The following is a 14,430-nucleotide window of genomic DNA, read 5'->3' as shown; positions in this document are numbered from 1 at the left end:
TATATCTAATTATAAATAACGACCAATTAAAACAAGCACTTCACATATTAATCTTGCATTATTACCCAAATCTACAGCATCTTCAAGACTCATATCATCATCAATAGCAGCTACAAAAACTGCAACTGAGAAATCTTCACAAGCACCAGTATATTCTTCAGATTTCTCTATTTGATTTTCAATTTTAATGGCTTTGTTATCCTGATTTTTTAATAACTCATTATCAAATGAACTTGTATTCATGACAAGAGCAAATACAAACACAAAACTTAACATTACTTTTTTCATTTTTTCTAATTTTTAAAATGATTTATAAAATATATTTTGATGTATTTAATTGATTCAACAAGTTTAAAAAACATCTAAAAACTTGTAGAAAAAATGGTACTTTTGCAACACTTCTTCTGCTTGTATTTGTTTTTTACATAGGCAATGGTTTTAAGTGATACATTTATTTGCAAGATTTTTATATTTCTTATTTCCGCAAGCGGAGGTTTTTAATTTCTTCTGCGTCTATTGTAATACATTTCCTTTACAATAGAATCATATTCTTTTAAAGTTACTTTTTCACCTTTATTTGGCTTTTTAATTTCAAGTTTCTTTTTAGGCTCTAATATTATTTTAGAAGTTTTTATTAATAAATTATCTTCTTGCAGTTCTAAGATTAATCCAGGTAAACCACTAAAATATTTAGGTCCAAAGTTATAAGGAATTTCTTCAGTGTACCAAGCTATAACTTTTCTTTCCATTTTACCATTACGCCCCTCTACAAACTTAGATGTTGTTGCTTTATAGCATATATATTTACCTATTTTCTTTTTTTCTTGGGTTAATTTCCAATTAAAAGAAGGGATTTCTATTAAAAATTCTTGACCTGAATAAAATTCGTGATGAATAATCTCTTTTAAATTTTTGTTGATATAATAAACACCTTTCCCCATTTTCCTCTCAGCAAAATTTAACCTCTCTTTTTCTAAATTGATAGTTTTATACTTTTCGAAGTAAGATTCTTCTCTATTAAAAACTAATCTATACCTCACTTTAGACTGATCTTTATAGATAGCTTCTAATGTCTCTTTCTGAGATTTACTAATAGAATCATTTTCTAATTTTTTTTTGAAGTCTATTGGTTTAATTTCTGCTTCATAAATTAATTCTCCACTTTGTGAATAAGAAGAAAAGATTATAAAAAAATAGAAATAGAATTTTAAAAATTTCATATTTGACGTAAAGTTTTAAATAAACAGGAGATATCCACCCTTAAAAATTAATTTTAAAAAGGCTGCTCCATACATAAGCTCATAAAATAAATGAGATCATCATCTTCTTCTTGAAAACTATTGTTATTCCATATTGCAATTATTCCAGCCATCTCACTAGCAAATTCGTAGCAAGCTTCCATATCTGGTTCACTATTTATATCTGCTTCACTTTTATTTTTATTTACGGCTTCTGTTCCACAAATAAATATTAAAGCAAACACTAAACTTAAAACTACTTTTTTCATTTTTTCTAATTTTTAAAATGATTTATAAAATATATTTTGTTGTATTTAATTGATTCAACAAGTTTAAATAACATCTAAAAACTTGTAGAAAAAATGCTACTTTTGTAGCACTTCCTCTGCTTGTTGTTGTTTATTTACATAGGCAATGGTTTTAAGTGATACATTTATTTGCAAGGTTTTTATATTTCTTATTTCTGCAAGCGGAGGTTTTTTATAAGACAGTAGACAGTAGACAGTAGACAGTAGACAGTAGACAGTAGACAGTAGACAGTAGACAAAACTAAAACAGTTGTGTTTATTAGCTTGTACTTTCAAAATAAATTTTCATAGCAATTTCTTTTGTCCAAATTTGAGAAAGATTTTTAATAGAAACAAGCAAATGACTTTCCATTTAGCCCTCCCCATTTATAGGGATAAAAACGCAAAATCCTCCCCATAAATGGGGAGGGCTAAATGGAACATTTTTTATGAAAAAAATTTACTAATTTTGCATTTGTGAAAAAGAATAACTACTTCACTTACTTTGTGAAAGACGAATATGAAGCTATTTTAAACAAACTACGCTTACTTAGAAGAGAAAAAGGGTTTACCCAGCATCAAATAGGTGAAAAAGTGTGTTTAACTAGTACAGCGTATTCAAAATTAGAAAATGGACATACTAAGTTAGATTTAGAACGTTTTCTAATGATCTTAAAAATCCTTGATACAAGCCTAAAAGATTTTTTTAAAGAAATATAGTTATAACTAAAAAACCCAAAACAATACTGTTTTGGGTTTAATTTTATTATGTCAATCTTAAGTTTTTTCGATTCTATTTTACTGTAAAATCGAACATTATTTTAAGCTAGATGTTAACGATTGCTTCGTGAAAACTCGAAAGGACGTTTTAAACTGACGCTTTCATCAACTCTCTGTTCATTCTTGCTATGTTGTCTAAAGAAATTCCTTTTGGGCATTCTACTTCGCATGCTCCTGTATTTGTACAGTTTCCAAAACCTTCTAAATCCATTTGTGCTACCATATTTTTAACACGATCTGCAGCTTCTACTTGTCCTTGTGGTAATAATGCATACTGAGATACTTTTGCACCCACAAATAACATAGCAGAACTGTTTTTACAAGTAGCTACACAAGCTCCACAACCAATACAAGTGGCAGCATCCATAGCAGTATCTGCAGCTTCTTTAGCAATTGGAATTGAGTTTGCATCTTGAGTATTTCCTGAAGTGTTTACAGAAATGTAACCTCCAGCATGTTGAATTCTATCAAAAGCAGAACGATCTACCACTAAATCTTTAATTACAGGAAATGCTGCTGCTCTAAATGGCTCAATAGTAATGGTATCACCATCATTAAACATACGCATGTGTAATTGACAGGTTGTTATACCTCTGTCTGGTCCATGGGCTTCACCATTAATATACATAGAGCACATACCGCAAATACCTTCTCTACAGTCATGATCAAAAGCTATAGGTTCTTCACCTTTAGCCACTAAACCTTCATTCAAAACATCAATCATTTCTAAAAAAGACATGTGTTCTGAAATTTCAGTTACTTTATAATCTACCATTTGACCCTTTGAATTAGCGTCTTTCTGTCTCCAAATTTTAAGTGTTAAATTCATATTTTTTAGTTTTTGGTTTCTAGTTGTTTGTTGTTAGTTTTTGTTTCCAGAAACCAACAACCATCAACCATCAACTATATTATTTATAACTTCTTTCTTTTACTTCTATGTTTTCGTACTCTAAAGCTTCTTTATGCAATACTGCATCTTTTGGCTCTCCTTTATACTCCCATGCAGAAACAAATTGGAATTCTTTTAAACGTTTTGCTTCTCCTTCTGGAGTTTGATATTCTTCTCTAAAGTGTCCTCCAGCAGATTCTTCTCTTACTAAGGCATCTTTTGCAAATAACTCTCCTAATTCTAGGAAATCTGCAACTCTACCTGCTTTTGCCAACTCTTCATTGTACTCATCAGCACCTCCAGGAACAGAAACGTTTTTCCAGAAATCTTTACGTAATTCAGATATTTCTTGAATTGCCTCTTTTAAACCTTCAGCATTTCTAGACATTCCACATTTATCCCACATAATTTTTCCTAATTTTTTGTGGTAATAATCTACAGAATGCGTTCCTTTATTGTTTACAAAAAAGTGGATGCTATCTTTTACTGATTTTTCAGCTTCGTCAAATTCTGGAGTTTCTGTAGAAATTTTTCCAGTTCTAATATCATTTGCTAAATAATCTCCAATAGTATAAGGCAATACAAAGTAACCATCTGCTAAACCTTGCATTAAGGCAGATGCTCCTAATCTATTTGCTCCATGGTCTGAAAAATTTGCTTCACCAATACAATAACAACCAGGTATTGTAGTCATTAAATTATAATCAACCCAAACACCACCCATAGTGTAATGCACTGCAGGATAAATCATCATTGGTGTTTCATATGGATTTTCATCTACAATTTTCTCGTACATTTGAAATAAGTTACCATATTTCGCTTTAACGATTTCTCTACCTAAATCTATAATTTGTTCTTTAGAAGGATTTTTTATCCCTTTTACCTTTGCTTGTTCAGCTCCATATCTTTCAAACGATGCTGCAAAATCTAAATACACAGCTTCACCTGTTGCATTTACACCATAACCAGCATCACAACGTTCTTTTGCTGCTCTAGAGGCTACATCTCTTGGTACTAAGTTACCAAATGCAGGATAACGTCTTTCTAAATAGTAATCTCTATCTTCTTCTTTTAAATCGGTAGGTTTTAATTTACCTGCTCTAATTGCTTCAACATCTTTTAAATGTTTAGGCACCCAAATACGACCATCGTTACGTAAAGATTCTGACATCAACGTTAATTTTGATTGATAATCTCCAGAACGTGGAATACAAGTTGGGTGAATTTGTGTATAACAAGGGTTTGCAAAATACGCTCCTTTTTTGTGGATTTTCCATCCAGCAGTTACGTTAGAACCCATTGCATTTGTTGATAAGAAATATACATTTCCATATCCTCCTGAAGCTACAACCACTGCATGCGCAGCATGACGCTCAATTTCTCCAGTAACTAAATTACGTGCTATGATTCCTCTTGCTTTACCATCAACAATAACAACATCTAACATTTCATGTCTGTTAAACATTTCTATTTTACCACGTGCAATTTGTCTGTTCATTGCAGAATATGCACCTAATAATAACTGTTGACCTGTTTGTCCTTTAGCATAAAAAGTTCTAGAAACTAAAACTCCACCAAAAGAACGGTTGTCTAACAAACCACCATAATCACGTGCAAAAGGTACACCTTGAGCCACACATTGATCTATGATATTTGCAGAAACCTCTGCTAAACGATATACGTTTGCTTCACGAGATCTATAATCTCCACCTTTTACAGTATCATAAAATAATCTGTAGGTAGAGTCTCCATCTCCTTGATAGTTTTTTGCTGCGTTTATACCACCCTGAGCTGCAATTGAATGTGCTCTACGTGGAGAATCTTGGTAAGCAAATGCTTTTACATTGTAGCCTAATTCTGCTAGAGTTGCAGAAGCAGAACCACCTGCTAAACCTGTACCCACCACAATAATATCTATATGACGTTTGTTGGCAGGATTTACCAAGTTAATTTTATTTTTATAATCTGTCCATTTATCTTTAAGTGGACCTTGAGGTACTTTTGAATCTAAAGCCATAATTGAATAAGATTAATGGTTAAGGTGATGATAAAGTGCAATAAAGATAAACCCTAAAGGCACTATAATTGAATATGCGACTCCTACTTTCTCTAATTTTTTTCTTAGAGAAGCTGCTCCAACTGATTGAAATGCAGAAGTAAAACCGTGTGCTAAGTGCAAGCCTAAAAAAACAAATGCTAAAACATAAGCACCCACTCTTAATGGACTTACAAATTTATGCACTAATTCTTCATGGTAACGCAAACCTTCAATGCCTTCCATAGTTCCTGACCAATCGCCTTGAATAAATTTGGTATTGATTTCTGGGAACCAAAAATCAATAAAATGTAAAAGGATGAATGCTAAAATGGTTAAACCACTCCAAATCATATTTCTACTAAACCAAGTAGAATTTGCAGCGCCATTATTTTTAGCATAACCAGCTCCGTTTGCTTTTTTGTTTTGCAATTCTAAGATAAAACCCATTACAAAATGAAATACTACAGCAAAGATTAAAACTGGCTGTAGTGCAAATTGCACAACTGGATTTGTACCCATGAAATGTGAAACTTCGTTGAATAAGTCTGGACTGAACACAGACAAAATATTAATTGTTAAGTGCTGTAATAAAAAGAACATCAGAAAAAATGCTGAGAGTGCCATTGACACTTTTCTTCCTATTGAAGATTTGAAAAATCCGCTCATTGTTTGTTGGTTAAAATTTTGAACACAAATTTACGGCTAAAGGAGTTGTATTACAAGGATTTTAGTGCGTTTTCACTCGTATTTAGAATTAATTTAAATAAACTGGTTAAACGTTTAACAAAAACTTGATTATTAGCATTATTTTGACGCTGATTTTAATTTGAAGCAACCAAACACTTATTGTTCTTCCACTTTCCAATTAATTCTTTAGGAGCTATTTTAGCACCATCACAAGTTAAAAAATTGCCTTTTTCATCTTTTTTGATGATTTTCATCTTACCCGTTTTTATGGCGTTTATAACTCTAAAAATCAATCCGCTTTTAGGAATTTTACTTCCTTTATTAATCAACTTTAACCCTTGTTCGTTGTTCCATAAATCCATTTTTGATGATATTTCATCTGGTGCAACACCATCTTCTAGCTTGTTTTCTTTAAAAGTGATATAATTCTCTTTTTCATGTGCTTTGCCTAAGCTTCTTGCAGCAGATTTCCCTAATTCTTGATGCAATCTTGCCATCCAAAAAGCGTGCCTAAAAGCATCTACTTTACCTCCTGAGCCATCACCATCTAGTAGGTTTGTTTTTTGGATAGAATCTGAAATTCGTTTTGCTTCTAAAGAAATTCTAAGTGCTTTTTTAGCTTTTAAAGGATGTAATAACACCCATTTTTTTGCAGGACCAGACAATACAAAAAAGTTTTTAGGATTGGACTGCCCAAATGAAACCATAACATTCAGCATTAGTATGCAAAACAAAAATTTCATTTAATTTTTTAGGTATTTTTTGGGGATATCTTTTCCTTCATTTAAACTCATTGTCCAAATCATATTGGCTATCCACCATCTATCATTCGAATAAATGAGTTGATAACTATTTACACCATAACCTTTAACACCTTCAGAGTCTTTGCCATAAAAACTCTCAATGACTTGTGCAATGCCATTATATTCTTCAATTATTTGACCTTGATTAACCTCAAAATAACCTTGAGTATAATATTCGTCAGTTAAACTTTCTAAAAAGTCATTCAAGTTCATGGTTTCGTGTATTTGTTTTCCATCTTCTTTGCCAACAACCGTGAAATGAGCTGTTGGTAAAAAGAGTTTTCTAAAAGCAGCCGTATCAATTTTTTGACCCTTTTTAACACTTACCAATTGTTGTGTTTCATTAGTGATTTTTTTTATGCTTTGATATACCTCTTTAGATTGCGAATTTGCTTGAATCGCAAAACATAGCATTACAAATAAAAGTACTATTTTCATCTATTTTATCTCGAATTTGTTTTTATCATCGTCAATTTTAATGGTATATTTTCCTTGTGGTAAATAAAATACTCCATTTTGTGCTGCACCAATTTTTGGTTTTTTAGACCGCTTTTTGTATTCTTTTAATCCTTTTTTAGAAAATGAAAGATTGTAAGTAGCTTCATTATATCCTTTATCTGCCTTAATTGTTATTGAGTTTAACTCCATATCTTCTTTATAAATACTTACAGTTACTTCTTTATTTGTATTTACATAAAAAGGAATAGTGATTTTTGGTTCGTAAGCATCTCTCCATTGCCCTCTTGAACGCCCCCAATTTCTGCTTTTTTTAATATCCTGAACATCAAAAATATGAATAGATTTTGCTAAAACTTTCGTTGTCATTTTTTGTAAAGGCTCAATATCTGCCTTGTATAAACTTCTACCATGTGTACCCACAATTAGGTGTTTTGCTTTGGGTTGAATCACCAAATCATGCACAGCAACATTGGGTAAATTTTTATCAAAAACTTGCCAAGAAGTTCCTTTATCAAAAGAAACATACAAACCATTATCTGTACCAAGGTATAAAATATCTTCGTTTTTAGGATCTTCTTTAATTACATTTACTGGTGAAGTAGGAATAGATTCTCCTATATTTTTCCAAGTTTGTCCATAATCATCAGACAGATATACATAAGGCGTAAAATCATCAAAACGATAACCATTTAAGGTTGCATAAACTCGCTCTTTTTTATGTGCTGATGCAATAACCCTAGATACCCATAAATTTTGAGGTAAATTATTGGAAACCCTTGTCCAACTTCCTCCTCCATTTTTTGTAAGATTGATATAACCATCATCTGATCCTGTATAAATTACACCAAATTGAAACGGACTTTCTGAAATTGTGGTTAAAGTTCCATAAGCAACATTTCCTTTTTTACCTCCTGTAGTTAAATCGTCTGAAATGGTTTCCCAATCATCACCTTGATTTAAAGAACGGTGCAATTTATTACCTCCTAAATATAAAATGTCTTGGTTGTGTTTTGATAAATGAATAGGTGTTTGCCAATTGAAACGATAGGGATTTTCACCCAAAGTATGTTTTGGTTGAATGTATTTTTGCTTGCCTTTTTCTCTGTTAATTCTAAAATAATTCCCAAATTGGTATCCAGTGTAGACAATATTTTGATCTCTTTCATCAACTTGAACTTGCATACCATCTCCACCCATAATTGACTCGTAAGGATTTTGTCCTCTTTGATGCCAACTTTTATCAATTCTTGCATTATGATCTGCAACCCAAACCCCATTGTCTTGCAAACCACCGTAAACTTTATAATTCTTTTGATTGTCTGCATACACCGAATAAAATTGCCCAACTGCTGGATCGTTTAGTTTTATCCAACTTTCTCCGTCATCATAAGACAAATTTAAACCACCATCATTACCGTTTAAAATATGCCCTGATTTTTTTGGGTTTACCCACAATGCTTGATGATCTGAATGTACATTTTCTCTACTAATTGAGGTAAATGTTTTACCACCATCTTTAGATTTTATAATTGGGACACCTAAAACATAAATTCCATTTTCATCTTGTAAATCTACTCTTATTTCACCAAAATAATATCCATAAGAACTGTATACCCCATTTAAATACTCTTTGTGCGTTTTTTTCCAAGATTTTCCACCATTGGTTGTTTTAAAAACCTCTGCGCCTATTACTTGTGTATCAAATAACATGGAATTTGCATCTTCTAAATATTTTGCTAAATCAATTGGTTTCACAGAACCAACTCGTACCATTTGTTTTACATTCTCTGCTCTATACTTTTCTTGAAAACCATTATTTTTTAAATAGGCATTTAATTTTTTGTTAGCAGTTTTTAAGAACTCTTCTTTAGACATGGTTTTAAAATCTTCCTTCGTTAAAGCATCCGAAGGTTTTTTATTTTTGTCTTTGGGTCTTCTAAACTGGCTATCGTGCAGAGCATATACTGTGTTTTCGTTAAAAACGGCTAAACCTATTCTACCTACGCCATCACCAACTGGGAAAACACTTTTCTCAGAAATTTTAGTCCAAGTATTTCCTGCATCTGTACTTTTATAAATTGATGAATTTTTTCCATCCCCGTCAAAATTCCAAGCTTTACGTTCTCTTTCCCAAGATGCTGCATACATTACTTTAAAATTATTAGGAGCCACAGCTACATCTATAATTCCAGTATCTTTATTGATGAATAAATTTTTGGTCCAAGTTTTTCCTCCATCTGAGGTTTTAAAAATTCCTCTTTCTTCATTTGATGAATACAAATGCCCAATAACCCCTACTACAACTTCGTTGGGATTTTTTGGGTTGATGAGAATTCTACTAATGTGATGCGAATCTAGCAAGCCAACATTTTGCCAAGTTTTGCCTTTATCAGGTGATTTTAGCATTCCAATACCTGCATAACTTGATCTTGATGAATTTTTTTCACCTGTACCCACCCAAATTGTGCCTGAGTTCCAATCTACAGCAATATCACCAATATTTTGTGTTGGAGAATTGTCTAAAACTGGTGTAAAAGTGGTTCCGTTGTTATTGGTGTACCATAAACCACCAGAAGCATACCCAACATAAAACTCAGTAGGGTTTTCTGGGTTTACTGCAACATCTGCAACTCGACCACTCATCACTGTTGGCCCAATGTTGGTAAAATTGATGTTTTTGACTAAAGAAGTTGCTGCTAATTTTGCCTTATTCTCTAATCCTTTTTGAATAGTTGAAGCTTTAGTTGGTGAACCTTGACTAAAAACTATTGCTGTAAAAAGAGTAAAGCTAAATACGACGATTTTTTTCATAAGTAGGTAGTTGTTTGGGTTGGTATGCATCAAAAAAAAGAAAATTTTTGACTAAAATATTAGTTTTAAAAGACAACTTTTCTTTTTTATTGTTAATTTTTACTAAATTGTACACAATTAATCACTTAAATTTTATAAAATGAACATTTTATACACATTAATTATTGGGGCAATTTGCGGTTATATTGCAGATATGTTAATGAAAAACAATGGTTTTGGCTTAATTGTAAACATTATAATTGGTATTGCTGGTAGTTTTGTTGGAGATTGGCTATATGGTAAACTCGGCATACATATTGATGTTGGAAACGCAATTTTAAATCAAATTATTATTGGTGCATCTGGGGCTATTGTTATTTTATTTTTAGTTGGTGTTTTGCGAGGAGCACGTCCTAAAAGGCGATAATTTCGTTACTGTTTACCGTATAAAAGATGCTTTATAAGGCATCTTTTTGTATTTTACACAAATACCAAGGTAAATACAAAAGAATCCTACTACATTTACACCTTATTTAGAAAGAACACTTCAGTTATTTCTTAAACATTATTTATGACATTTAAATCTTTAGGGTTATCTGAACCCTTTTTAAAAGCTGTTGCTGAGAAAGGATACACAAAACCATCACCTATTCAGCAAAAAGCAATTCCACATATTTTAGAAGGAAAAGACGTTTTAGCATCTGCCCAAACAGGCACAGGAAAAACAGCAGGTTTTACTTTACCTGTTTTGCAGTATTTAATTGAAACAAAACATCCAAAATACAGACCATTACGTGCTTTGGTTTTAACTCCTACAAGAGAATTAGCTGCCCAAGTATATGATAATATTAGAGAGTATAGCAAATATGTAAACATAAAATCTACAGTAGTTTTTGGTGGTGTAAAAGCAGCTAGTCAAATTGCAACATTACGCAAAGGGGTTGATATTTTAGTAGCTACTCCTGGCAGATTATTAGATTTACATGAGCAAAAAGCAGTTTCGTTTAAACGTATAGACGTTTTAATTTTAGATGAAGCAGATAGAATGCTGGATATGGGTTTTGTGAGAGACATTAATAAAATTATTAGTTTTATGCCTGCGAAACGCCAAAACTTGATGTTTTCTGCAACATTCTCAAAAGACATTAAAAAGTTGGCCAATGGCATATTGCATAATCCTGTTGAAGTAGAAACTGCGCCACAAAATTCAACTGCTAAAAAAGTTACGCATAAGGTTTTTAAGGTTGATAAAAAAAGAAAAACAGAATTTACCATTCAACTGATTAAAGAAAACAATTGGAATCAAGTTTTAATTTTTACACGAACTAAACATGGTGCAAATCGATTGACAGAAAAATTGATAAAATCAAAAATAGCTGCAGCTGCTATTCATGGTAATAAAAGTCAAGGAGCACGAACAAAAGCCTTGAAAAACTTTAAAGACAATAGCATTCAAGTATTGGTAGCTACAGACATTGCTGCTCGTGGTTTAGACATACCTTTATTACCACATGTAGTGAATTATGAACTACCAAACGTACCTGAAGATTATGTGCATAGAATTGGACGAACTGGTAGAGCTGGTGCTGCAGGAGAAGCTATTTCTTTGGTTTGTAGTGAAGAAACCGAATATCAAAAAGAAATTGAAAAACTTCTTGATGAAAAACTTCATACCGAAATTGTAGCAGGTTTTGAGCCTCAAGATACTGCACCACCAAAAAGAGCGGCTACTCAAAGTAAGGGTTCTTTTGGAAAAAAGAAAAAAGCCGGTAATTCAAATAGAAAGAAGGATGCTGAAACAAGTTCAGCACAGAGAAGGAAACCTCATTTTAAAGGGAATAAACCAAAACCAGCTACTGGAAGAGGCAGAAGTGGCGCTCCTAAAAAGAAGCGTTTTTAGTACTTTTTTTGTTGATGATTTAATTACTACATTTGTTACTTAAATTCAAATTAACATGAAATATCAACAAATAAACTCGACTCTTTTTATAAAAAACCGCAAAAACTTTATGGCACAAATGAAGCCTAATAGTTTAGCGGTTTTTAACTCGAATGATATTTACCCAATAGGTGCAGATAGCACAATGCCTTTTGAGCAACATAGAGATATTTTTTATCTAAGTGGCGTAGACCAAGAAGAAAGTATATTACTACTTTTTCCTGATTGCCCAAATGAGGATTTACGTGAAGTTTTATTTGTAAGAGAAACCAATGCGCATATTGCAGTCTGGGAAGGTGAAAAGTTAACTAAAGAAGCCGCTTTTAAAACTTCTGGTATTAAAACGGTTTATTGGTTGCAAGATCTAGAAAAAGTATTGTTTGAAATGAGTGCTTATGCTGATACTTTTTACATCAACACAAACGAACATTATAGAGCATCCGTAGAAACAGAAACACGCGAAGATCGTTTTACAAAATGGTTGTTGGCTAAATATCCTGCACATTCTGTTGCCAAAAGCAATCCTATTTTACAGCGTTTACGTTCTGTAAAAGACCCTATTGAATTAGATTTAATGCAACAAGCCTGCAACATTACCGAAAAAGGTTTCAGACGTATATTGAATTTTGTAGAACCTGGTGTTTGGGAACATGAAATTGAAGCAGAATTGTTACATGAATTTGTACGCAACAGGTCTAAAGGTTTTGCATATACCCCTATAATTGCCTCAGGAAACAATGCCAATGTTTTGCATTATGTAGAGAATAATCAACAGTGTAAAGACGGCGATTTAATTTTGTTTGATACTGCTGCAGAATATGCGAATTATAAAAGTGATTTGAGTAGAACTATACCCGTAAATGGTAGATTTACAAAAAGACAAAAAGCAGTTTATAATGCTGTAAATCATGTTAAAAAAGAGGCTACAAAACTCTTGGCTCCTGGTACCATTTGGAAAGATTATCATGTAGAAGTTGGTAAAATAATGACATCAGAATTACTAAATCTCGGTTTGCTAGACAAAGCTGATGTGCAAAATGAAGATCCTAAGTGGCCAGCTTATAAAAAGTATTTTATGCATGGCACCAGTCATCATATTGGTTTAGATACTCACGATTATGGGCTTTTACATGAACCTATGCAAGCTAACATGGTTTTTACTGTAGAACCTGGAATTTACATTCCTGATGAAGGTTTTGGAATTCGTTTAGAAGATGATGTTGTGATTCAAGAAACTGGTGCGCCTTTTAACTTAATGCAAAATATACCTATTGAAGCTGATGAAATTGAAGAATTGATGAATCGTTAAGTAACAAAAATTATTTATAATTTTGAATGGCTTTGTGTAGTTTTCCTAAGATACGATTCCTAAAATTCTCTGGTTTTATAATTTCTATCAACTCTCCATATCCCAATATCCTTCTTTCTAATTCAAAATTAATTTGAACGAAGATGTTAAAGATTACTCCATCATCAGTATATTTTATAATTCTTTGAGAGCGATGAAATGGTTTTGTAATTACATAGGGCGCATTCTTTTTTTCGATCCAAAACTGAATCCTTTGAGGTCTTGTATTTGAAACGGTTGCCCCAATTACATCTTTATAATATACATCTCCATCAATTTCATGATCTACATATTCAATAGTATCATTTTGAGTGGTGGCTATAATTCGATCTAAAGCTAATGTATAGTACTTATTTTTGTTTAAACACAATAAAAACCATCTGTTATTAAATTCTTTTAATAATTGAGGATGCACAATCATATCACTTGCATTATGGGCTTTAAAAGATTGATATCTAATTTTTAATACCTTTTTTTGTTGAATAGCATTGTATAACGGATCTATAAATTCCAATCCTTTTAACTGTTCATTTTTATCTAAATGAATAATCGATTTATTATTTTTTTGTGATGAATATACAGAATCTTCCAAACGTTGCAGCACCCCATTCATCTCTTTAAATAATGAAAAATCTTTAAATTGACGTAATAACTGAATAGCATCATTCATCACTTTTACATCATTATCAGTTACAGGAATATTAGTGATGCTATAATTAGGTTCTGCATATTTATAAAAGCGTTTTTCATAAACTTCAATAGGTGCATTGTAGCCTAATTTATCACTTCGCATTAACTGAATATCTAACTGAATAGTACGTTTGCTAACATTGATGTCTTTTCCTTCATATTCGTACAAAGCATCAGAACAAGCTTCAATTAAATCGTCTAAAGTCCATTTTTTAAAGTTATTGCGTAAACAATAATCAATGGTTTTGTATCTGATAAGTGCGTTTTTGTTAGATGCCATTAATTTATAAATTATTAAGAATTGTCAGTTCGAGTGAAATTTGTTTTTCAGAAATTTTGTATCGAAAACTTGTTTAAATATTATAATTATTGATAAAAATAACTATTTATTTTATCTACGCAAAAACATTGCGCATTAGAACAAGATGTTTGTAGTGGAATTGTAAGAATATAGAATTCTTATTGAAGTAATCGCTCCACAA

General features: G+C 31.9%; 14 protein-coding genes. 4 read left to right on the top strand and 10 right to left on the bottom strand.

The genetic code is table 11. From position 1 onward, the window contains the following. Positions 1 to 9 precede the first annotated feature (9 nt). The 3 genes from ACTG3V_RS00695 to ACTG3V_RS00685 form a co-directional block, all read right to left on the bottom strand. Positions 10 to 288, bottom strand: coding sequence for a hypothetical protein (locus tag ACTG3V_RS00695; protein WP_439130192.1), 279 nt, complete (start codon positions 286 to 288; stop codon positions 10 to 12). A 209-nt stretch (positions 289 to 497) separates the two neighbouring features. Beyond that, a complete protein-coding gene (locus ACTG3V_RS00690; protein WP_439130191.1) occupies positions 498 to 1,220 on the bottom strand; it encodes a GLPGLI family protein in 723 nt (240 codons plus the stop codon). Between the two features lie 53 nt (positions 1,221 to 1,273). Then, positions 1,274 to 1,507, bottom strand: a complete 234-nt coding sequence (locus tag ACTG3V_RS00685; RefSeq protein WP_439130190.1) for a hypothetical protein — start codon at positions 1,505 to 1,507, stop codon at positions 1,274 to 1,276. Between the two features lie 525 nt (positions 1,508 to 2,032). On the opposite strand from ACTG3V_RS00685, the gene ACTG3V_RS00680 reads away from it, so the two are divergent. Beyond that, a complete protein-coding gene (locus ACTG3V_RS00680) occupies positions 2,033 to 2,245 on the top strand; it encodes a helix-turn-helix domain-containing protein (protein ID WP_439130189.1) in 213 nt (70 codons plus the stop codon). A 148-nt stretch (positions 2,246 to 2,393) separates the two neighbouring features. Here ACTG3V_RS00680 and ACTG3V_RS00675 read toward each other — a convergent pair whose 3' ends face one another. From ACTG3V_RS00675 to ACTG3V_RS00650, 6 genes are all read right to left on the bottom strand, one after another. Next, entirely contained in the window at positions 2,394 to 3,134 is a 741-nt protein-coding gene (locus ACTG3V_RS00675) for a succinate dehydrogenase/fumarate reductase iron-sulfur subunit (protein WP_439130188.1), read from the bottom strand. Positions 3,135 to 3,213: 79 nt separating this feature from the next. Next, positions 3,214 to 5,214 (bottom strand): fumarate reductase/succinate dehydrogenase flavoprotein subunit, encoded by a 2,001-nt coding sequence (locus tag ACTG3V_RS00670; protein WP_439130231.1) that lies wholly within the window; start codon positions 5,212 to 5,214, stop codon positions 3,214 to 3,216. A 9-nt stretch (positions 5,215 to 5,223) separates the two neighbouring features. After that, on the bottom strand, positions 5,224 to 5,898 hold the full coding sequence (locus ACTG3V_RS00665) for a succinate dehydrogenase cytochrome b subunit (RefSeq protein WP_439130187.1): 675 nt from the start codon (positions 5,896 to 5,898) through the stop codon (positions 5,224 to 5,226). Positions 5,899 to 6,053: 155 nt separating this feature from the next. Further along, positions 6,054 to 6,662, bottom strand: a complete 609-nt coding sequence (locus ACTG3V_RS00660) for a DUF6973 domain-containing protein (protein ID WP_439130186.1) — start codon at positions 6,660 to 6,662, stop codon at positions 6,054 to 6,056. Further along, the gene (locus tag ACTG3V_RS00655; RefSeq protein WP_439130185.1) at positions 6,663 to 7,160 is read right to left on the bottom strand and encodes a hypothetical protein; all 498 of its coding nucleotides are present in this window, start codon (positions 7,158 to 7,160) and stop codon (positions 6,663 to 6,665) included. Further along, on the bottom strand, positions 7,161 to 9,992 hold the full coding sequence (locus tag ACTG3V_RS00650; RefSeq protein WP_439130184.1) for a VPS10 domain-containing protein: 2,832 nt from the start codon (positions 9,990 to 9,992) through the stop codon (positions 7,161 to 7,163). It abuts the gene before it with no gap. 139 nt (positions 9,993 to 10,131) lie between these two features. Here ACTG3V_RS00650 and ACTG3V_RS00645 point away from each other — a divergent pair, with 139 nt between their 5' ends. The 3 genes from ACTG3V_RS00645 (at position 10,132) to ACTG3V_RS00635 (ending at position 13,219) form a co-directional block, all read left to right on the top strand. Beyond that, on the top strand, positions 10,132 to 10,398 hold the full coding sequence (locus ACTG3V_RS00645; RefSeq protein WP_439130183.1) for a GlsB/YeaQ/YmgE family stress response membrane protein: 267 nt from the start codon (positions 10,132 to 10,134) through the stop codon (positions 10,396 to 10,398). Positions 10,399 to 10,542: 144 nt separating this feature from the next. Then, complete coding sequence (locus ACTG3V_RS00640) at positions 10,543 to 11,871, top strand: DEAD/DEAH box helicase (RefSeq protein ID WP_439130182.1); 1,329 nt, start codon at positions 10,543 to 10,545, stop codon at positions 11,869 to 11,871. Between the two features lie 55 nt (positions 11,872 to 11,926). After that, entirely contained in the window at positions 11,927 to 13,219 is a 1,293-nt protein-coding gene (locus ACTG3V_RS00635; protein ID WP_439130181.1) for an aminopeptidase P family protein, read from the top strand. Between the two features lie 10 nt (positions 13,220 to 13,229). Here ACTG3V_RS00635 and ACTG3V_RS00630 read toward each other — a convergent pair whose 3' ends face one another. Then, positions 13,230 to 14,228 (bottom strand): helix-turn-helix transcriptional regulator, encoded by a 999-nt coding sequence (locus tag ACTG3V_RS00630; protein WP_439130180.1) that lies wholly within the window; start codon positions 14,226 to 14,228, stop codon positions 13,230 to 13,232. Positions 14,229 to 14,430: the final 202 nt, after the last annotated feature.

Origin of the sequence: Polaribacter sp. (assembly GCF_965660385.1) — a bacterium.
Classification (GTDB): domain Bacteria; phylum Bacteroidota; class Bacteroidia; order Flavobacteriales; family Flavobacteriaceae; genus Polaribacter.
Note: the sequence above shows the minus strand (reverse complement) of the source record. Positions and strands in the feature narration are given on the sequence as shown.